Origin of the sequence: Thalassotalea algicola, from assembly GCF_012932965.1 — a bacterium.
Taxonomy (GTDB): Bacteria; Pseudomonadota; Gammaproteobacteria; order Enterobacterales; family Alteromonadaceae; genus Thalassotalea_F; species Thalassotalea_F algicola.
The window spans coordinates 158750-179758 of sequence record NZ_JABBXH010000005.1 but is presented as its reverse complement, the minus strand read 5'-3'; the positions used below and the strand labels follow the sequence as shown (position 1 = coordinate 179758).

The window sequence follows — 21009 nt, the reverse complement described above, 5'->3', positions numbered from 1 at the left end:
CATATTCATGAAATGGTTTACTCGCAGTACTAGCGATAATAAATTTCAACAACTTCAAGCGCAATTAAGCGAGCTAAGAACCGATGGTTTGCATTTAACTATCGAGGAAATGCTGCTATATCAAAGTAAAGCTGGATTAATTGACTTAAAAGCATCAAGAAATCAGCAATCGAGAATGTCTGGTAACTATTTAGCTCGTAGCAAAGGCCGAGGTATGGAATTTGATGAAGTTCGTCATTACCAGCATGGCGATGATATTCGCGCTATTGACTGGCGAGTAACGGCTCGTACTGGTAAAACGCATACTAAGTTGTATAGAGAAGAGATAGAACGACCAGTCTTGGTTGCTACAGACTTAAGCGCAAGTATGCTTTTTGGCAGTCAACTTATGTGCAAATCTGTACAAGCTGCTCATATTGCTTCACTTGTTGCATGGCATGCCAAAGCTCGAGGCGATCGTCTCGGTGGTATTATTTTTAATGAATTGAGCCATCAAGAATGTAAGCCACGAGCCCGAAAGCAAGGCGTATTGCAATATCTACACAGCTTACATGACATTCACCAACAAACCATCGCGCAAAATGAACAACTTCACAATGTTAGTTTTGATATAGCATTTGAAGAAAACTGTCAGCGATTAAGGCAATTGGCAAAGCCCGGTAGTTTAGTTTATTTGATTACTGACGGTAATGCCGTCAATCAACAAAGTGTTCGTCATCTGTCACATATTAGTAGACATTGCGAGCTAATAGTCTGTCTTGTAGTAGACCCGCTTGAACAACAATTACCAGATGTTAGCCAACGAATAAATGTTGCGATGACCGACGGTAATGCTCGGCAAAACATCACCTTAGGTGATATCCGTACGCAGCAAATGTACGTAGATAAAGTTTCCGCAGTAATGAATCAAAAGCAACAATTATTTACTCAAGCAGGTGCTCGTGTATTTTCACTCTCTTGTGGCGAATCAATTGAACAGCAACTATATAATGGAGCACACCAGTGGATCCGTTAGCACAGTTAAAAGACATTCACTTACCTGAACAAATTAATAACTATCCAATAGCGCCTGGTTGGTGGCTTGTCCTAATCTTTACTATTACCTTATTGGTTTTAGCGTTTCACTGGTTTCGCAATTTTCGAAAAGCTAGAATCGTTAAAAAGCAAATTTTGGCGAAACTCAACGATTCAAACTCTATTGAACAAAGTAACGAGCTTTTAAAGTTAGCGTTACTCAGTTATTTCCCTAGGTATCAAACCGCTAATTTGTATGGTGACAAGTTGACAACCTTCTTAACAGCTCAATTGCCAGAAAAGAAGCAAGCGACATTTAAAAAGTTAAACCCCTTTTCATTTGAAACCATGTATCAAGAAAATTGTGACATTGATGTTCAGGCATTTAATCAAAGTGTTATCTATTGGTTAACAAATGCACTCCCTCCGAAAAAAGGAGGTCGAAATGATTAACTTTGCTTGGCCCTATCTTTTATTTGCATTACCGCTACCTATTTTGGTTTATTTATTGCCTGCGAAAAAACAAACTATTAGCGCCGCACTTAGAATGCCAACGCTAGTACCAGGTTTGACAGTCAAAGCTCACGGCGGTAAAAAAAGCCGTATGCCACTGATATTATTGGCCACTATTTGGTGTTTGACGGTGCTAGCCGCCAGTAGACCACAGTGGCTGGGTGAAGCCGTCGATATTCCGACGGAAGGTCGTGAAATGATGATCGCTGTCGATCTTTCCGGCAGTATGCAAGTCGAAGATATGGAGTTAAATGGCGCTACAGTAAACCGCCTGCAAATGCTCAAAGTATTGTTAGGTGATTTTATTGATCGTAGAACCGGTGACCGATTAGGCCTGATCTTATTTGGTGACGATGCCTATATGCAAACCCCAATGACCTATGACAGGCAAACCGTCGCACAAATGCTCGATGAAACGGTATTAGGTTTAGTTGGCAAAAAAACAGCAATTGGCGATGCTATCGCACTATCAGTAAAGCGTTTCGAACAGAAAAAAGAGTCAAACAGAGTGTTACTTTTACTTACCGATGGTCAAAATACCGCGGGTAAAATAACGCCAGAACAAGCACTTGAACTAGCCGTTGCAAAAGACATAACTATTTACACCATCGGCATTGGCGCCGATGTAATGTTACAACGCTCATTATTCGGTACTCGTCGTGTGAACCCTTCTAGCGAATTAGATGAAAAAACGTTATCGAATATTGCTGAGCAAACAGGCGGTCGATACTTTAGGGCCCGTGACAGCCAATCCATGACGGAAATTTATCAACTATTAGATAAGTTAGAGCCTGTCGAACAAGAACAGCAGCAAATGAGGCCCTTAACCGCGTTGTTTTATTGGCCGTTGTCGATTGCCTTTCTTTTAGCGTTATTGCAATTGTTGTGGCACAACCGTCCTGCAATACCGTCTATTGCTAAAATAAACAATAAGGTGAACTAATGTTGTCTGATTTTCACTTTATCCGCCCATTTTGGTTGCTAGGCTTAATTGCTCTGCCAGTCATTATTTATTTAATTAAACGACTGCAAGTCAGTAACTCTGGTTGGACAAAAATATTACCACCGCACCTTGCAGGGCAAATGATTGAGCAAGGAAGCAAACAAAAAGGTATTTCATTAATACCGGTAAGCTTGTTATTGATATTGGTAATTACTGCATTGGCAGGTCCTAGCTGGCAAAAACTACCTCAACCTGTTTATCAAATTGAACGGGGCTCGGTGCTCGTTCTTGATATGTCGTATTCGATGTATTCAACTGATGTTTCGCCGAACCGTTTAACCAGAACACGATATAAAGCCATTGATTTATTAGACAGCTTAAATGAAGGTGACACGGGGTTAATAGCCTATGCAGGTGATGCATTTACTATAAGCCCATTAACCGAGGATATTAATAATATAAAATTACTTTTACCCTCGCTTAGCCCAGAGCTTATGCCTGAATTAGGAAGCAATCCTTTGGCAGCCCTTTCCCTCGCCCATCAAATGCTAACAAATGCCGGTCATATCGAGGGTGACATATACTGGTTAACTGACGGCATTGACCCAGAGGATGTAGCTGATCTCAACCAATGGTCAAACCAACACCCTCATAAACTTAACATATTAGGCATTGGAACTAGCCAAGGCGCACCAATCAAGCTGCCTAACGGTAAGTTATTAAAAGACGATTTAGGCGCGATTGTCGTTCCTAAATTAAGTGAGAAGTTATTGTACGGTGTAGCTGTCAAAAGCAGAGGAAAATACCGAAGCCATACAAATGACAATGCTGATATAGAAACATTAGTTAACAATGACTTTCAACAACAGCAGGAAAAAGAAAGTGAAAACACGAGTCAAGGTGATCAATGGCAGGAATTTGGCCCTTATTTAGTATTATTAGTTCTTCCGTTGTTACTCACCTACTTTAGACGTGGCGCGCTATTGTCACTTGTGCCACTAATGTTGATATTAGTGCCAACTGAACAAGCCAATGCTATTGACTGGCAAAGTTTATGGCAGACAAAAGATCAACAAGGGCAACAAGCGTTTAATCAAAAAAGCTATGCAAAAGCTGCGGATACCTTTGAAAATTCAATGTGGCAAGGCTCTGCACATTACAAAGCTGAGAATTATCAAGCAGCCGCTGATGTCTTTGCAAAACAAGGCACTGCAGAAGGTTTTTATAACCAAGGTAATGCATTGGCAAAACTGCAGCAGTTAGACAAAGCAATTGACGCTTATGAAAAAGCCCTGTCATTAGATGGTGAACACCAAGATGCGAAAGATAATAAGACGTTACTTGAGCAACTAAAAAAGCAGCAAGAGCAACAACAGCAAGAGCAACAACAAGACTCTGAGAATCAGCAGCAAGGTGATAAACAGCAACAGGATCAAAGTCAGCAAGGTGACAATCAAAATCAGGGCGAAGGTGGTGAGCAACAACCACAGGATCAACAAAGCGATGATAGTGGTCAGCAACAAGATCCAAGCCAAAGTAATGAGCAACAACAGAACAGTGATACTCAGCAGCAAAATGAACAACAGTCGCAAAGCGAGCAGCAAACAGATCAACAAAATGATCAGCAAGCTAGCGAATCGCAAGCTGAACAGTCAGAGAAACAACCTGAACAACAAAGCACTGAGCAACAACAATTAACTGCGGCAGAGCAACAGGCAAACCAAGAGAAAGCCCAGAAACATCAACAGCTTTTAAAGAAAGTGACCGATGACCCTTACCTACTGCTGCGCAATAAGATGCAGTTAGAATATCAAAAGCGTCGTCAAGAAGGCACAAACAGTGGAGTTAAGAAAAAGTGGTAAGAATATTATTTATTGTGCTGTTAACCTTTATTGCCCCAAGCACATATGCACTCACTCAAGTCACAGCAACCGTTGACAGAAATCCAGTTACCGTTAAAGAGTCACTAATCCTAACCGTAATCGCAGATGATGATGTAGACACTAATGCACTCAACACCGCACCACTATTAAGCAACTTTATTGTTGGCCGTACGTCCGTTAGCACGCAAACCAGCATGGTCAACTTTAAAACATCGCGGACTACAAAGTGGCAAACCGTACTCATACCAAAACAAACAGGCACAATCGTTATTCCACCATTGACTGTTGAAGGTCAAAAAACCGCACCTATTACGCTTACCGTATTGGACGGGAATGATCCTGCTGCGAATAGCCAAAGAGATGTTTTCATTACTGCTTCTGTTTCAAATAACCAAGTATATGTACAACAAATGCTTACTCTTACGGTGAAACTTCATTTTGCCGCTGAGTTAAAAAGAGGTAGCTTAACCGAACCCGAGTTAACTGGAGCGGCCATTGCGCAAGTAGGCAAAGACGCTGAGTCTGAAACCATCATAAATGGCCGACGCTATCGCGTAATAGAACGAACTTTTTCAGTGACACCGCAACAAAGCGGTGAGTTTATGCTGCGTTCTCCGATGTTTTCCGGTGAGATTATGGTGCAATCGGCTAGACGTTCGAATTTTCTTAGTTTCGGCGAAACCAAAGCTATTAGTGTACTAGGTGATGAAGTCCCTATAACGGTAAAAGCAATGCCGGAAAGCTTTCAAGGACACTGGCTACCAAGCGAGCTATTAACCTTACACCAAGAATGGCAACCTGATGTTAGCCAATTTAAGGTCGGCGAACCAATTACTCGCACAATTACATTAACGGCGGTCGGAGTAAGTGAAGAACAACTTCCTGAGCTTACGCTAAATTTACCAAAAGGCTTAAAAGTATATCCAGACCAGCAGACAGCACACTCAAATGTCACTAATGGTCGTTTTGTCAGCCAAACAGTTAACAACTTTGCCATTGTTGCAAGTCAGCCTGGTCAATACACAATGCCAGCTGTCGACGTTAGTTGGTGGAACACTGTTACTAACCGAATTGAAGTCAGCTCCTTGCCTGCGCAAACAATAAACGTACTTGCCAATGAAGATGTAGACATTACAAACCTGCCAGCGACTCCACTTAACAATAATGCTTCAAGCACACCTACAGGCCCGATTGAGACAGTTATCGTTGAGAAGTCACCATTATTACAATGGCTATTCTTAGCACTTTGGATTTTAACAATGTTGGCTTGGTTAACGGTTGAATTGCTAAGACGAAAAACTAACGGGCAAAGTGAACACCAAGTTGAGCACTCTGTTGATAATCTACAACTTGCCATTCTAGCCGCTTGTAAACAAGGGAATGGCAAACAAGTATTATCGTTATTGGTGCCTTGGTTTAACGGCCTAGCACGCAATAATAATGTGTCAACGATAAGCGAGCTAAAGAAATACTGTAACAATGAAGTCTTAGTAAAAGAAATAGATAATTTGCAACAAGCTTTATTTGGTCACTCTGCAGAAAAAGAGTGTACTCGGCATTGGGACAGCAAACCATTTGTCGCTGCATTGAAAACCTACCTTAAACAAAAAAGCGCTAACTCTGTTCAACCACTCGGTTCATTAAACCCCTAGCCAACAAATTTTCATATAAATCCTGTTAAAGCTAGCGTTATAATTACTGGCGTTACTTTAACGGGATAAAAATGATAAAAAAAATTCGAAATAAAATAACGCCTTCCAAGGTCTCATCCAGCATGAGTACTAAACAAGTTAGATATGAAGCTTTAGTTAAAGCGTTACATACTGACCTATTTCGTTATGCCTACTGGTTAACGCACGATAAACAAGTAGCCGAAGATTTAGTTCAGGAAACCTTTCTAAGAGCTTGGCGAGCATTGGACTCGCTAAAAGATGAGAAAGCAGCAAAGTCTTGGTTAATCACCATACTTCGCCGTGAAAATGCTCGCCGTTTTGAACGAAAACGTTTTGATATGGGTGAATATGAAGAAGCTAACATTTCCGATCACATGTCTACAAGTTCAGAGCAGGAAATAGAGAACCATTGGCTTAGAGAACGCATTGCTAACATGTCAGAAGAATATCGAGAGCCCCTTGTTCTTCAAGTTATAGGCGGTTTTAGCGGTGAAGAAATTGCCAGCATGTTAGGACTTAATAAAAATACCGTGATGACACGTCTATTTAGAGCCAGAAACCAGTTAAAAGAAGCGTTAGAGAAAGAACCATTGAAACGAGGTAATTACAATGGATGATTTGCAATTTAGGCGAAGTATTTACGCCGATCCCAAAAACCAGGATGCTGAAGTTATAGCGGCGAAAAATGCAGATCCCGCACGCGCCCAATTTGCTAAAGAAATAGAGCAACTCGACGATCAAATTGCTAGCGCACTAAATGTTCCTGTACCTGACGACTTGTGCAATAAATTAATTTTACGACAGGCAATGGCAAGCCATCAACAGCAGAAACGGAAAAGCAGAGTACATTTGGCATTAGCAGCTTCTGTAGCATTTGCCGTCGGTTTAACAGTTAACTTTTTACAGTTCTCTAGTGCCTATGCCGATATTGGCGATTACGCCCTCGCCCATGTTTATCACGAAGAAGGCGTATTTAACAATAATGCTACTGCCAACGTAACACTTGCCTCAGTCAATAATAAAATGTCAACATTTAACGGAAGCTTTGTTCAGAATGTAGGAAAGCTTATTGCAGCAGACTACTGTCGCTTTGATGGTGTAAAGAGCTTGCACTTAGTTTATCAAGGCAAGAACTCACCTGTGAATGTGTTTATAGTACCAGAAAGAGGAGAAGTCGCCTTTAGTCAGACATTTAGCGATAGTAAGCTAAATGGTCAATCACTTACGTTTGGTGAAAACCATGTCATTATTGTGGGCGATAAATCAGAGGTCTTAAGCCAATGGCAGAAAAACCTTAGCGACAATACACAATGGTCAATTTAGTTTACGTTGATATAACGTAAAAATGTGTAGATACGTCTACAAAAACTAGCTCCTTCCCTATTATTCTTGCTAGCATGTCTGATTATTTAGTCGTCTAGCAAGAATAAACAATGACAATTGAACTACCTACCTTAGTAACTTTTATCGGCTACCTAGTAGCAACTCTCGCCATCGGCTATGTTGCCTATAAGGCAACTGACACGTTAAGCGACTACATTCTTGGTGGCAGGCAATTAGGGCCAGCAGTTACCGCGTTAAGTGTTGGCGCTTCAGATATGAGTGGTTGGTTACTATTGGGCTTACCTGGTGCTATTTACTTATCGGGTGCGAGTGAAGTCTGGATAGGTGTTGGCTTAGTTATCGGCGCATTTTTTAACTGGTTACTTGTCGCTCCAAGACTTAGGCACTTTACTGAGAATGCTAACGACTCGTTAACCCTCCCTGAATTTTTTGAAAATCGTTTCAATGATAAAAGCCACTTATTGCGCTTTATATCAGCCATCACCATACTGATATTTTTCACTTTTTATGTCTCTTCTGGCTTAGTTGGTGGCGCAATATTATTTGAAAAAGTATTCGGACTTGATTACAGCACTGCGCTAGTAATTGGCGCATTAGTTATCGTTTCTTATACATTCCTTGGCGGCTTTTTAGCCGTTAGCTGGACTGACTTTTTTCAAGGCTGCTTAATGTTAATTGCCTTAATTCTCTTACCAATTGTTGCTGTTTCAACCATGGGTGGCCTAGAAGCAACAACTGAAACACTTACCAAAATCAACCCAGAATTTGACAACTTATTTCTGAATTTTTCTTGGATGGGCTTTATTTCCTTAATGGCATGGGGATTAGGTTATTTTGGACAGCCTCACATCCTTAGCCGCTTTATGGCAATACGTTCAACTAAAGATATTCCAATGTCGCGTAATATTGCGATGGCGTGGATGGTGTTATCACTTATCGGTGCACTAGCCATAGGCCTAGTTGGCTTAGCTTATTTTGTCGATAAACCACTAGCAAACCCTGAAACAGTGTTTTTACAACTGGCATCAGCAATTTTAAACCCATGGGTTGCCGGCATTCTTATTGCGGCTATCTTATCTGCCATTATGAGCACTATTGATTCTCAGTTATTGGTTTGTTCAAGCGTGGTTGTTGAAGATTTCTATAAACATTTCAGCAAAAAACAAAACACTGAAGCCGAGTTGGTTTGGTTATCTCGTTTCGCATTGGCTGCTATTGCTATTATCGCCACCTTAATCGCCACCAACCCAGAAAGCTCTGTACTCGACTTAGTTAGTTATGCCTGGGCAGGTTTTGGTGCAGCTTTTGGCCCTACCGTGATCTTAGCGCTATTTTGGTCTAAGTTTAATAAATTCGGCGCCATTGCCGCTATAGTCACTGGAGCCATTACGGTAGTTACATGGAAACAGTTATCTGGTGGAATTTTTGATTTATATGAAATAGTGCCAGGATTTGTTTTCGCATTTATTGCCGGTATTTTGATTTCTCAGCTTAATCAAAAAGAAAACCAGGAAGCAGAATCTATATTCGAACGCTTAAGCCAAGGTCATAATTAGGTTATTTATATTACTCAAAAAACAATGGCTATCTTGTTGTGATTAAATTATAGTGCCAACAAATATAAACTCAGAATAGATGGCCATTTTCTGTAGTAATGTTCAGCTATAAAGCTGTAATCCAATGATTTTAAAGCCGATTAATAGCATTAGAAAATTACGCTAAGGACTTCTAATTTTATGTATTTTTATGCAGCTCGACAGCCAATTTTAGATAAAAATAAAAACCTATTTGCTTACGAGTTATTATTTCGCGACAGCATCGATAATGTCTTTCCAGATGTAGATGGTGATGAAGCAACATCTAAAATGGTTGAAGCCAGCCAATTTAATATGGGCCTTCACGAATTTACTGGCAATAAACCTGCTTTTATTAACTTTACTTTAGATACCTTAAGTAAAGGATACCCTACAATGTTGACCAATGAAGAAGTCGTTGTCGAGGTATTAGAAACCGTAAAGCCTGGTAAAAAGTTACTTAGCTTATGTCAAGATCTTCATGAGAAAGGCTATACCTTAGCACTTGATGATTATGAGCATCAAAGCGTATGGGCACACTTCTACCCTTATATCAAAATTATCAAAATCGACATTCAAGAAACGAATGAAGAGCAAATAAATGAAATTAAGCAAGCTATTGCTAATCACCCTCATATTGAGTTACTTGCTGAGAAAGTAGAAACTCATGAAGAATATAATATGGCGGTCGAGTTAGGTTTCGATTATTTTCAGGGTTACTTTTTCTCTAAGCCTGAAATGGTCAAAACCAAGAACTTATCTCCTTCGCAAATGGCGATGGCGGAGTTACTTTATGAAACCAGTAAGCCTGAGCTAGATCTAAGTAGCATAACGTCTGTTTTTGAACGTGACGTTACTTTGTCATACAAGCTACTTCGCTATGCTAACTCGCCAATTTTTAGGCGACGTAGTGAAATTGCTACTATCAAGCAAGCTTTAGTTATATTAGGCTCTGGTGAATTAAAACGTTTTATTGGTTTAATGTTTGCCGCAAATGTAAACCCAGATAAGCCTACAGAGCTTATTAATATGTCGATGACTCGAGCGAAGTTCTGTGAACTTATCTCAGCAAAAGTTAATTCTCCTATAGATGCATCAATTGCATTTCTAACTGGCCTCTTATCTATGATAGATGCAATTCTTGATGAAGATATTGAGAGTGTTTTAGAGAAACTTCCACTTGCACAGGAAATAAAAGATCCGTTATTAACACGTAAAGGGGTATTAGCAGCGCTAATAAAGCTGGTAGAGCTTATAGAGCATGCTGAGTGGGATAAAACATCTATCGTAATGGATAAACTTAAGGTTGATAAAGAACAAGCGATAGAGTGTTATAACGAAGCCTTAGCTTGGGCGGATGAACAAGCGCAGCAAGTGACATAATAAAATGCAGTATTAATAAAAAAGAGCGCATCGAGCGCTCTTTTTTATTATATGACTGTTATCCAAATATTAAATCTTATGCTTTGTATTACTCATAGCCATTTGGATTCTTCGATTGCCAGCGCCACGTATCGGTAATCATGGTGGTAAGATCTAAATCTGCCTGCCAATTTAACACGGTTTTCGCCAAATTAGCATTGGCAAACACTGTTGCAATATCACCTGCTCTTCTGGGGACTATTTTATAGTTAATTGTCTTTTCACTAATCCGCGCAAAAGCATCGATAATTTCTAGTACAGAAGTGCCATTCCCTGTCCCTAAGTTGATCGCCTGACAACCTGAAATATCTGTTAATTTCTGTAGTGCTTTTACATGTCCTTTAGCTAAATCAACAACATGGATATAGTCTCTAACACCTGTACCGTCTGGCGTGTCATAATCATCGCCAAACACACTCAGTTGAGCTAATCGACCTACAGCAACTTGTGCTACATAAGGTAGAAGGTTATTTGGAATACCACTTGGATTTTCACCTATTAAGCCAGACTCATGAGCACCTATCGGGTTGAAATACCTCAAGTTTATAATTGACCAATTCGGATCACTTTTTGCCAAATCAAACAAAATATTTTCAATCATTAACTTAGTTTGGCCATAAGGGTTTGTCGCCGATGTTGGCATAGTTTCGACAAGCGGAGACTGATTATTTTCGCCATAAACTGTAGCCGATGAACTAAAGACTAAGTTTTTAACATTAAAGTCGCCCATTACTTGAAATAAATTAACTGAGCCACTGACATTATTTTGATAATACATCAATGGGACTTCATTAGATTCGCCTACCGCTTTCAAACCTGCAAAATGCACTACGGCATCAATCTCAAAATCAGTAAATACCTTAATCAAATCTGCTTTATTACAAATATCACCTTCGACAAAATGTGGACGAACACCAGTGATTTCCTCCAACCTATCCAACACTTTAGGCGATGAATTCGTCAAATTATCAAAGATAACAACATCTTGTTGTTGGCTGATCAACTCAACAACCGTGTGGCTGCCGATATAGCCCATACCACCAGTTAACAATAAACTCATATCATCCTCAAAAATGTTTATTTAACAGTAAGTCGATAGCTACTTTTAGCTATAATAAGTTGTTAATGTTTCAATAAACCTATTTATATCACATGCAGGTAACTGATTAATACCAGCTGCTGCCGCTCGGCCACCACCAGTATCAAATTGAGTACAGACCTTATCTGCTCCTTGCTTATTATTTAAAGGTGCTCTGACACTTACTGTATAACTATTGTCTTCATTTAACGTTAATACTCCGTGAGCTTTATCCGGAGACTGATTTGCTAACGCATTGCCAAGCACGCCACTTACTCGCCTCGACCATGCATGGTTAGGCAATTCAATAACTTTAACGATTTTAGTGTCTAGATGAACTGTTGCTTGCTCAGCATTGGCCATATCACCTTTATACGCCCGCTCTAAATAATAAAAAACAGAATCAGTCTGAGTGCGCAATTCTAAAGGGTTTTCATATGCTAAAAGCAACTTAAACAATTCAGCCGGAGGAAAATGTAAGTCACTTAATTGGCTGCCGTAGCCATTGTAATTAATATATATACCTAACGCCTTTAAAAACCTTTGATCTTCATCGCTAACATTGTGCTTATCTGCCAATGCCTTAGCAGAGGCATTCATATTATCGCCAAATGCAGCCGCAATCGCCCAAAGGTAGTATTGCTCATTTAAATACTGGTTAACTAATAAACTTGTGCAAGTATTAGCATCTAAATCAATTAAGGCTTCTAAACCCTCATTCACCGGCATTTCACCGGTCCGGTGGTGATCTACATAAAACACAGGCACTTGCTTAGCAAGTAAACCTTCTAAAGACTCTATGTTTTTTTCCATAGATATATCTAGAACAGTCACTGAACGGGCACTTTCAATATCAACTTGTTTGAGCAAACTAATATCACGTTTAACACCAGTAACTAGCGTCGTTTCTTTAGGCTGAGCTAATCGAAGCTGCACTAAAGCAATGATGCCATCTGCATCACCATTAAATACATCATAATGCATAGTTATGCTTCCAAATATCCATTTAGTTCGAGGTAACTGACAATTTGCTTCGCACAGTCTTCGATTGATAATTCAGCTGTTTTGACATGCAACTCAGGTTGCTGAGGAATATCGTAATCAGAATCAATACCGGTAAAGTCTTTTATCTCGCCTGCACGCGCTTTTTTATATAAACCTTTTGGATCACGCTGTTCACATATATCTATGGGGGTATCAATAAAAACTTCTATAAATTCACCAGTTTCAAGTAAATTTCTTGCCATTGCCCTATCTTGTGCAAATGGTGAAATAAATGCAGTTGAGACAATAAGACCAGCATCAATAAATAATTTTGAGACCTCACTTATTCGGCGGATATTTTCTACCCTATCGATATCACTAAAACCTAAATCACCATTAAGGCCATGCCTAACATTGTCACCATCTAATAAATAAGTGTGTTGCCCTTTTTCGTGTAATAGTGCGTCTACCGCATTAGCAATAGTGGACTTACCCGAACCACTAAGCCCAGTAAACCATAATAGCGCTGGTTTTTGCTGTTTTAGTGTTGCTCGTTGTGACTTGACGACATGCTGATCATGCCAAACCGTATTTTCTGTTTTCATAATTTTTAAAACGGGAATATAAGTGGGATCATTATCATCACAACCGCAGAGTATGTTAATGACACAGGAATACCAAATTTAACAAAATCCAGCAGTTTATAATTGCCAGCGTTATATACCATAACATTTGTTTGATAGCCGTACGGGCTAATAAAGCTGCCGCTAGCAGCAAAGGCTACCGCCATTACAAATGGCATAGGGCTAACATCAAGACCAATTGCCATGTTATAAGCAATTGGGAATATCAATGCTGCAGCAGCATTGTTTGTCACTAACTCTGTGACTAACAACGTTAATATAAATATCATCGCAAAAGCGATATATGTACCCTTACCATCCAGCAATTGCTCTACATTACTGGCAAGCAATGCAGCGAGACCGGTATTTTCCATGGCTTTAGCTAGCGTCAAGGCACTCAGTACAATCATCCAAATTTCTAATGGAAATCGACGCTTTATTTCATTGACAGTTAAGCAGCCTGTAAATACTAATAACGCCACATAAAACATTAGACACTTTAGCAATGATAATGACGTAAACACTGACAAAGCAATCGTCGTGAAAAAGCCAACAACGGTAATTTTATCTCGCCAACCTGAAAGCATGTTGTCTGGTTTATGGCCAGATAGAATAAAGAAGTTTTTAGATAAATTAGTACGAGAGCTAAAATCGTTACCCACTGCTAGCACTAAAAAGTCGCCAGATTGAATTATGATTTCACCGAGCTTTCCAGACAATGTTTCACCTTCTCGGCGAATAGCAACAACTGCTGAATCGAAACGCGCCCGAAAGCCCGCACTTTTAAGGCTTTTACCAATAACGGACGAGTCAGGCTTTATGACGACTTCAGTTAAATTATCTCGTAATAATCCATCTTGCTCAGCAAATAATGTTAAGCCATCAAACTGCTGTAATGTTAAAACTTTGGTAATATCACCTGTAAATATTAATTTGTCTTTTGGCTGCAATACTTCTTCTGGAGTAACAGGTGAAATTAATCGACCCTTTCGCACCACTTCCACTAAGAAGATGGAATCCAAATTTCGCAAACCATTCTCTTCAACGGTTTTTCCTATTAACTCTGAGCCTTCTGCAATCGCAGCTTCAAGTAAATATTCTTTAGTTTGAAGTGCTTCTTTTGCAATGTTAGGCAAACTGGGAAGGCGAATTAATATCACGACAAAACATACAGCTAACGCGGTTAATCCTACTAAAGTAAAATCAAAAAACTGTAAGGGTTGTTCAGTTTGCTCGATATACAAACTATTAACTAGCAGGTTGGTAGAGGTGCCCACTAAAGTTAATGTGCCACCTAAAATACAAACAAAAGACAATGGCAGCAGAAGCTTCCCAGGGTTAATTAATGTATTATTTTTAATGCTATTGATAAGGCTTGCTACAACTGCAGTGTTATTCATGAGCGCAGAAGCAAAGCCAGCACTTAATAGCGTTCTTAAGATCGACTTAACCTTAGAGCCGCTAATTAAAATATTAGAAAGTTTACGAAGAACGCTAGTTCGCTCAAAAGTAAAAGAACAAAACACTAGTAAAATTAAAGTAACTAAACCAGGATTTACCGCGTTATATAAGATATCTTCTGTTGAGACAAAAGAGGCCAGCAAGCAGACAAGTGTTGCTGAAAAAAACACCCTTTCTGGCGCTTTTTGAAATTTTATTAGCCCTAAAAAAGTCGCCAGAAATACAGCCAGCATTAACCATTGCATTGCTGTCATAAAAAGTATCTCTTAAATGGTTTTAACATCACATATGCCTTACCACTTACTATTGCTCAGTTTTAATAAGCTAGCAAGTGATAAAGCTATATCCGTATGATTAGTTGAATAATTTTGAAATGTCGCGTGAACCCCAGTGTGGGAAATGTTTGCGGACAAGTGCATTAAATTCAATTTCAAAGGCTGAATAGGTTTGTGCTTCATCTTGTTCAGTCGCATGATTAATCATACCTGCACCAACGGTTATATTGGTCAAACGATCAATGATGATAAAAGCACCTGTTTCAGGGTTTAATTGGTATGGATCAAAATGGAGTACTTCTGCCACTTCAAAATTCACCGAGCCTATTTCATTAAGCGATAGGTTGCTTGCTTCAGTTTGTTCCATGGTATTAACGTCAGTTCTGTTCAGTACCGTAGAAACATGACCAGTTGTTAATTTTGCACCGTGTTTAATATAGTACTCGCGACCCGTCTCTAACGCTTCGTCATGCATCCAAACAATCGAAGCATTAAATTCTTTAGACGAAACAACCGTACTACCTTTGCGAACAATCATCTCACCACGGCTAATATCGATTTCGTCTTCCAATGTAAGCGTAACGGCTTGTCCTTTTTCAGCACGCTCTAATTCACCGTCAAACGTAACAATTGATTTTACTTCACTTTCTTTACCTGAAGGTAGCGCAACAATCGTATCACCAATTCTAACTTGCCCTGAAGCAATAGTGCCGGCAAACCCTCTAAAGTTGAGATGAGGACGGTTAACGTATTGTACCGGGAACCTAAACTCGCTTAGTTGGCTTGTCGACTCAACCTTAATGGTATTTAGTAGCTTCATTAATGTCGCACCTGGGTACCACGACATGTTTTCACTCTCGTCAACTACGTTATCGCCGTTTAGTGCTGAAATAGGCACAAAGCGAACGTCTTCAAAGTTTAAATCTTCGGCAAACTCTCGATAGTCTTTCTTTATCTTCTGATATCGTTCCTGATCATAGTCAACCAGATCCATTTTATTAACAGCAACTAGCACATGCTTAATACCTAATAAAGAGCAGATAAATGAATGACGACGTGTTTGTACCTGAACGCCACGACGAGCATCAATCAATATAATTGCTAAATCACAGGTTGAAGCGCCGGTCGCCATGTTGCGAGTATATTGCTCATGTCCTGGGGTATCAGCAATAATAAATTTACGCTTCTCCGTAGAAAAGTAACGATAAGCTACATCAATAGTAATGCCCTGCTCTCTTTCCGATTGCAAGCCATCCACTAACAATGCTAAATCGACAGTTTCTCCAGTGGTACCTGATTTTTTACTGTCTTTTTCAATAGCAGCTAATTGGTCTTCAAAAATCATTTTTGAATCATGTAATAACCGACCAATTAACGTACTTTTTCCGTCATCAACACTACCACAGGTTAAAAAGCGCACTAACTCTTTGTTTTCGTGCTGCTTTAAATATGCCTGAATATCTTGTTCAATTAAGTCTGACTGGTGACTCATTTTTAAATCCTAATCAAAATCTTGCGAGATAAATACTGCTTATATACCACTTACTTTAGAAGTAGCCTTCCATCTTTTTCTTTTCCATCGAACCAGCGGAATCGTGATCGATTACGCGCCCTTGCCGTTCAGATGTTTTTGTCAGCAGCATTTCTTGAATAATATCCGGTAATGTTGCTGCTTCAGATTCAACAGCCCCTGTTAAAGGGTAACAACCTAATGTTCTAAAACGCACTTTCTTCATTTGTATTTGTTCATCGTCTTCAATAGGCATACGGTCATCGTCGACCATAATCAAGGTGCCATCTCGCTCGACAACTGGACGTTCAGCAGATAAATACAAAGGTACAATTTCAATATTTTCTAAATAGATATATTGCCAAATATCTAGTTCTGTCCAGTTAGATAAAGGAAATACACGAATGCTCTCTCCTTTATTTACTTTACCGTTATAGACATTCCATAATTCTGGACGTTGGTTTTTAGGATCCCAACGGTGATTTTTATCTCTGAATGAATAAACACGCTCTTTGGCACGCGATTTTTCTTCATCGCGACGCGCCCCACCGAAAGCTGCATCAAATTGATACTTATCAAGCGCTTGTTTTAAACCTTGAGTTTTCATTACGTCAGTATGAGTAGCGCTACCGTGTACAAAAGGGCTCATACCCATAGCTAAGCCTTCTGGGTTCTTATGAACTAATAATTCAAAGCCGTATTTTTCAGCCATTTGATCACGAAACTGGATCATTTCTTTAAATTTCCAGTCAGTATCTACATGCAGTAACGGGAAAGGTATTTTGCCCGGTGCAAAGGCTTTTCGAGCAAGGTGTAATAAAACCGCTGAGTCTTTACCGACAGAGTAAAGCATCACCGGCTTATCAAATTCTGCTGCAACTTCACGAATAATATGAATAGATTCAGCTTCTAACTTTTGTAAATGTGTTAAATTCATTGGTTAATCTTATTTAAAGTGACCACAAGTTTCTATTGACTCCTAGTCAATATACAACGTCAGGTATAAATTCTTTATAGCCGTAGTTTGGCATAGAAAAAATTTGTAAACCATATAACAATCAGCTTTCATATAACTTAAAGTTATTTAAAAACTGATTAATATAGTTTTTAAAGGTGAGAAATAAGTTTGAATTACTTATTCCTTGGCCTACTACTTATGATATGAGAAATAGTGGCGTATCACCACTATTTTAAATTGTTCTAAAGCTTAAATATTTAATTTAGCAACTACAGTGCTAGAGACTTTAAATATTCTGAAAAGCGCTCTTTAAGTTCAGGGTGCCTAAGTGCATATTCAACATTTGCTTTCATGTAACCTAGCTTTGAGCCACAATCGTGTGATTTCCCTGTCATATGAAAAGCTTCAACCGTCTCTACTTTCATTAAACTTGCAATGGCATCAGTCAATTGAATTTCATCGCCAGCACCTGGTGGAGTATATGCAAGCAAGTCCCAAATTTGCGCTGATAACACATATCGTCCAACAACCGCCAAGTTCGATGGTGCTTCATCAATAGCTGGCTTTTCAACAACTTCAGTCATTGGTGCTACTTCACCGGCCATAAGCTTTGCGCCGCCGCAATCAACTACACCGTAGCTACTCACCTTTTCCATGGGCACAGGTTCAACCATAATTTGGCTATGACCACATTCACTAAACCGGTTCATCATCGCTGCTAAGTTTTCTACTTTTGCATCAGCACTTGCATCGTCTAAAACAACATCAGGTAGTACAACTACAAATGGTTCATTACCAACCAGCGGATGTGCCTTTAATACCGCATGCCCAAGTCCTTTAGCTTCACCTTGTCGCACATGCATAATGGTGACATCTTTAGGGCAAATCGATTGAATTTCTTCGAGTAGCTGACGTTTTACACGCTTCTCTAATGTTGTTTCTAATTCAAATGATTTATCAAAATGGTTTTCAATGGCATTTTTTGAAGAGTGTGTAACGAGAATGATTTCTTTGATCCCAGCAGAAACACATTCATTAACGATATACTGAATTAATGGTTTATCGACAATTGGCAGCATTTCTTTTGGAATGGCTTTGGTTGCTGGTAACATACGTGTACCTAAACCAGCTACTGGTATTACCGCTTTTCTAATCTGACCTGACATAAACTTCCTTAATATCACTCTTTATAATTACAAACTCATCAATGAAATTTCACTAGCTATATCAGTATCAAAAAACTTGTTATCTATAGCTCGCGACATCATGCACAAACATAATACCCGACTATTATTACCGGTGGTAGTCATGCAATCGAGTAAATAGTTGAAAAAGAATCACCTATGAGGTGAATTTAGTTAAACACTCCAAGCTAGAAATTAGATTAAATACTCCATGAATTATTTCACCTTATATTTCAAACTGCTTAACTTTACAGCCTTGCCTTTCTTCTCTAGCAAAGGTATAACACGGGCTGTATAAATTTTTGTGATGACTTGAGCGTACATTTTTTCTACAGAATGAAGTTTCTGTAATGAATATGGACCTCAGATTAGGAAAGGATAATTATATGAATAAACCTAATGCGGGTACTTTTTTAGGTCACCCGAAAGGACTCTTCCTGTTATTTGGTACTGAAATGTGGGAACGTTTCGGTTACTACGGTATGCGTGCATTGTTGGTACTTTATTTAGTAGCAAGTGTACAAGATGGTGGTTTTGGCTGGTCAACAGGTGACGCGCTTGGCTTATACGGCACATTCACCATGGCAGTTTACTTAACACCTATGATTGGTGGTTGGTTAGCTGATAACTTTATTGGTCAACGTAAAGCAATTATTTTAGGCGGTATTTTATTTTCTGCCGGTTACTTTACGCTAGGTATTCCTAAAACCATGATTCCTGGTATGGAAGAAATGGTGTTCTATATTGGCTTAGTGCTAATTATCTGTGGTAACGGTTTATTCAAAGCCAACGTATCAAGCTTAGTAGGTGATCTATACGAAGATGGCGATCACCGCCGTGACGCTGCATTTACGATTTTCTACATGGGTATCAACTTAGGTGCTTTCTTATCACCACTAATCGTTGGTTACTTGGGTGAAAAAGTTAACTGGCATTACGGCTTCATCGCCGCTGGTTGCGGTATGTTAATTGGTCTTGCGCTACAGCTTACACTAGCTAATAAATATTTAGGTGAAATTGGTGTTGAGCCTTCAGCTAACAAAGCTAAAGAATCTAAAGAAGACTTAAAAGCGCGCGCATTAACAAAAGAAGAAAAAGATCGTACGAAAGTAATCTTAATCATGAGTGTATTCTCAGTAATCTTCTGGGCTGGATTTGAGCAAGCGGGTGGCTTATTCAACATCTACGCGTCTCAGTTTACCGATCGTAACTTTATGGGTTTTGAAGTACCTGCAACATGGTTTCAATCATTAAATGCAATGTTCATCATCCTACTAGCACCTGTTATAGCGTCTATATGGGTTAAAATGGGTAGCAAGGAGCCAACATCTCCAGTGAAGTTTGCTTTAGCTATGGTGTTCTTAGCGTTAGGTTTCTTCGTCATGTTATGGGCAACTATGGTTCAAGACGGCGATACGACAATTAAAGTAAGTATGCTGTTCTTAGTGTTTGCTTACCTTTTCCATACGTTAGGTGAATTATGCTTATCACCAATTGGCCTATCGTTAGTATCTAAATTAGCGCCGGTGAAATTCACTTCATTATTAATGGGTGTTTGGTTCTTCTTTACGGCATTATCTAATAAACTTGCCGCATTCATTGGCCAATTCGTTGGTGAAGGTGAAGAGCAAGTAACGAATGCTGGTACCATATTTATGGGTGTTGGTCTTGGTGCGTTAATTACCGCATTAATCATCTTTATCAGTGCCAACAAACTAGTTGAGTGGATGCACGGTGCTGAAGGTGAATCTAGTCACGATATGGAAGAGAAGCTGGAAGAAGAACTTTCAGTTACCGGTACACATGAAGCTATGCCGGAAAATCATAACTAATCATTTGATTTTATCACTAAAAAAGCTAGCCTTAGGCTAGCTTTTTTTATACCTAGAGTTTTCTATGCCACAAAGCAACAATGCCAATCAACGTGAAAAAATTAGAATTCAAACTCGCCATAAGCGAAACCACCTTGATGAAAACTTTCAACACCAGGCTGCAGAGCAGCTAGTGCAACAAGCGAGTAAGCTTAGCGAAGTAATTCAAGCTAACTCAATAGCAATTTACTTAGCAAATGATGGTGAGCTGGACACTAAACCTCTCATTAATTGGTGCTGGCAGCAAGGTAAGCACGTATTGCTTCCCGTTTTGCACCCTTTTACCAAAGGCCATCTCATATTTTTGCAATACAAGCCAGATACATTAATGCATAACAATAAATATAGTATTGCCGAGCCCAAGCTAGATGTGACTCAGGTTGTACCTTTCAAAAATGTCGAATTAATTTTTACACCACTGGTTGCATTTGACGATAAAGGTCAGCGTTTAGGTATGGGCGGCGGGTTTTATGATCGCACATTGGCTCAGGCAACTAACACTAAAAAACCATACACGATTGGGCTAGCTCACGACTGCCAACAGGTTGATAATGTGCCTATTGAACCTTGGGATATCCCTATCCCAAAAATTATAACGCCAACAAGAATAATTAAGGCAGAGTAAACTGGCTTACTATATAATTTAGCCACTTAATTTCATCACAAAACTAAACTAAACCAATCATGGTAATAGGCCCT

18 protein-coding genes are annotated in these 21009 nt (G+C 39.3%); 11 read left to right on the top strand and 7 right to left on the bottom strand.

All coding sequences use genetic code 11. The annotated features are described in order from the left end of the window. Window positions 1-7: 7 nt before the first annotated feature. The 9 genes from HII17_RS15645 to HII17_RS15605 all read left to right on the top strand — a co-directional run bounded on the left by HII17_RS15645 (window position 8) and on the right by HII17_RS15605 (window position 10327). A complete protein-coding gene (locus tag HII17_RS15645) occupies window positions 8-1015 on the top strand; it encodes a DUF58 domain-containing protein (protein ID WP_169076308.1) in 1008 nt (335 codons plus the stop codon). Beyond that, on the top strand, window positions 1003-1467 hold the full coding sequence (locus tag HII17_RS15640; RefSeq protein ID WP_169076307.1) for a DUF4381 domain-containing protein: 465 nt from the start codon (window positions 1003-1005) through the stop codon (window positions 1465-1467). Before HII17_RS15645 ends, HII17_RS15640 begins: the two co-directional genes overlap by 13 nt. Beyond that, complete coding sequence (locus HII17_RS15635; RefSeq protein ID WP_169076306.1) at window positions 1460-2470, top strand: vWA domain-containing protein; 1011 nt, start codon at window positions 1460-1462, stop codon at window positions 2468-2470. The genes HII17_RS15640 and HII17_RS15635 overlap by 8 nt, the downstream gene beginning before the upstream one ends. Continuing rightward, complete coding sequence (locus tag HII17_RS15630; RefSeq protein WP_169076305.1) at window positions 2470-4332, top strand: VWA domain-containing protein; 1863 nt, start codon at window positions 2470-2472, stop codon at window positions 4330-4332. The genes HII17_RS15635 and HII17_RS15630 overlap by 1 nt, the downstream gene beginning before the upstream one ends. Continuing rightward, window positions 4326-6005 carry a BatD family protein gene (locus HII17_RS15625; RefSeq protein ID WP_169076304.1) on the top strand — a complete coding sequence of 560 codons (1680 nt, stop codon included), beginning with the start codon at window positions 4326-4328 and terminating at the stop codon, window positions 6003-6005. The genes HII17_RS15630 and HII17_RS15625 overlap by 7 nt, the downstream gene beginning before the upstream one ends. 71 nt (window positions 6006-6076) lie before the next feature. Next, the gene (locus tag HII17_RS15620; RefSeq protein ID WP_169076303.1) at window positions 6077-6643 is read left to right on the top strand and encodes a sigma-70 family RNA polymerase sigma factor; all 567 of its coding nucleotides are present in this window, start codon (window positions 6077-6079) and stop codon (window positions 6641-6643) included. Next, the gene (locus HII17_RS15615; protein WP_169076302.1) at window positions 6636-7349 is read left to right on the top strand and encodes a DUF3379 family protein; all 714 of its coding nucleotides are present in this window, start codon (window positions 6636-6638) and stop codon (window positions 7347-7349) included. The genes HII17_RS15620 and HII17_RS15615 overlap by 8 nt, the downstream gene beginning before the upstream one ends. Before the next feature lie 110 nt (window positions 7350-7459). After that, window positions 7460-8926, top strand: coding sequence for a sodium/proline symporter PutP (gene putP / locus HII17_RS15610; protein ID WP_169076301.1), 1467 nt, complete (start codon window positions 7460-7462; stop codon window positions 8924-8926). Between the two features lie 180 nt (window positions 8927-9106). Continuing rightward, window positions 9107-10327, top strand: a complete 1221-nt coding sequence (locus HII17_RS15605) for an EAL and HDOD domain-containing protein (protein WP_169076300.1) — start codon at window positions 9107-9109, stop codon at window positions 10325-10327. An 88-nt stretch (window positions 10328-10415) separates the two neighbouring features. On the opposite strand, the gene galE is transcribed toward HII17_RS15605, so the two are convergent. From galE to galU, 7 genes are all read right to left on the bottom strand, one after another. After that, a complete protein-coding gene (gene galE / locus HII17_RS15600; protein ID WP_169076299.1) occupies window positions 10416-11426 on the bottom strand; it encodes a UDP-glucose 4-epimerase GalE in 1011 nt (336 codons plus the stop codon). A gap of 45 nt (window positions 11427-11471) precedes the next feature. Next, window positions 11472-12428 carry a DHH family phosphoesterase gene (locus tag HII17_RS15595; RefSeq protein WP_169076298.1) on the bottom strand — a complete coding sequence of 319 codons (957 nt, stop codon included), beginning with the start codon at window positions 12426-12428 and terminating at the stop codon, window positions 11472-11474. Between the two features lie 2 nt (window positions 12429-12430). Next, window positions 12431-13033, bottom strand: a complete 603-nt coding sequence (cysC, locus tag HII17_RS15590) for an adenylyl-sulfate kinase (RefSeq protein WP_169076297.1) — start codon at window positions 13031-13033, stop codon at window positions 12431-12433. 5 nt (window positions 13034-13038) lie between these two features. Continuing rightward, entirely contained in the window at window positions 13039-14766 is a 1728-nt protein-coding gene (locus HII17_RS15585; protein ID WP_169076296.1) for an SLC13 family permease, read from the bottom strand. Between the two features lie 100 nt (window positions 14767-14866). Next, window positions 14867-16279, bottom strand: a complete 1413-nt coding sequence (cysN, locus tag HII17_RS15580) for a sulfate adenylyltransferase subunit CysN (RefSeq protein WP_169076295.1) — start codon at window positions 16277-16279, stop codon at window positions 14867-14869. A gap of 55 nt (window positions 16280-16334) precedes the next feature. After that, window positions 16335-17234 (bottom strand): sulfate adenylyltransferase subunit CysD, encoded by a 900-nt coding sequence (gene cysD, locus HII17_RS15575; protein ID WP_169076294.1) that lies wholly within the window; start codon window positions 17232-17234, stop codon window positions 16335-16337. A gap of 290 nt (window positions 17235-17524) precedes the next feature. Beyond that, window positions 17525-18421: a UTP--glucose-1-phosphate uridylyltransferase GalU gene (gene galU, locus HII17_RS15570; RefSeq protein WP_169076293.1), complete on the bottom strand. Its 897-nt coding sequence runs from the start codon at window positions 18419-18421 to the stop codon at window positions 17525-17527. A gap of 404 nt (window positions 18422-18825) precedes the next feature. Here galU and HII17_RS15565 point away from each other — a divergent pair, with 404 nt between their 5' ends. Beyond that, window positions 18826-20271, top strand: a complete 1446-nt coding sequence (locus HII17_RS15565) for a peptide MFS transporter (RefSeq protein ID WP_169076292.1) — start codon at window positions 18826-18828, stop codon at window positions 20269-20271. Between the two features lie 64 nt (window positions 20272-20335). Further along, window positions 20336-20935 (top strand): 5-formyltetrahydrofolate cyclo-ligase, encoded by a 600-nt coding sequence (locus tag HII17_RS15560; RefSeq protein ID WP_169076291.1) that lies wholly within the window; start codon window positions 20336-20338, stop codon window positions 20933-20935. The last annotated feature ends 74 nt before the right edge of the window (window positions 20936-21009 follow it).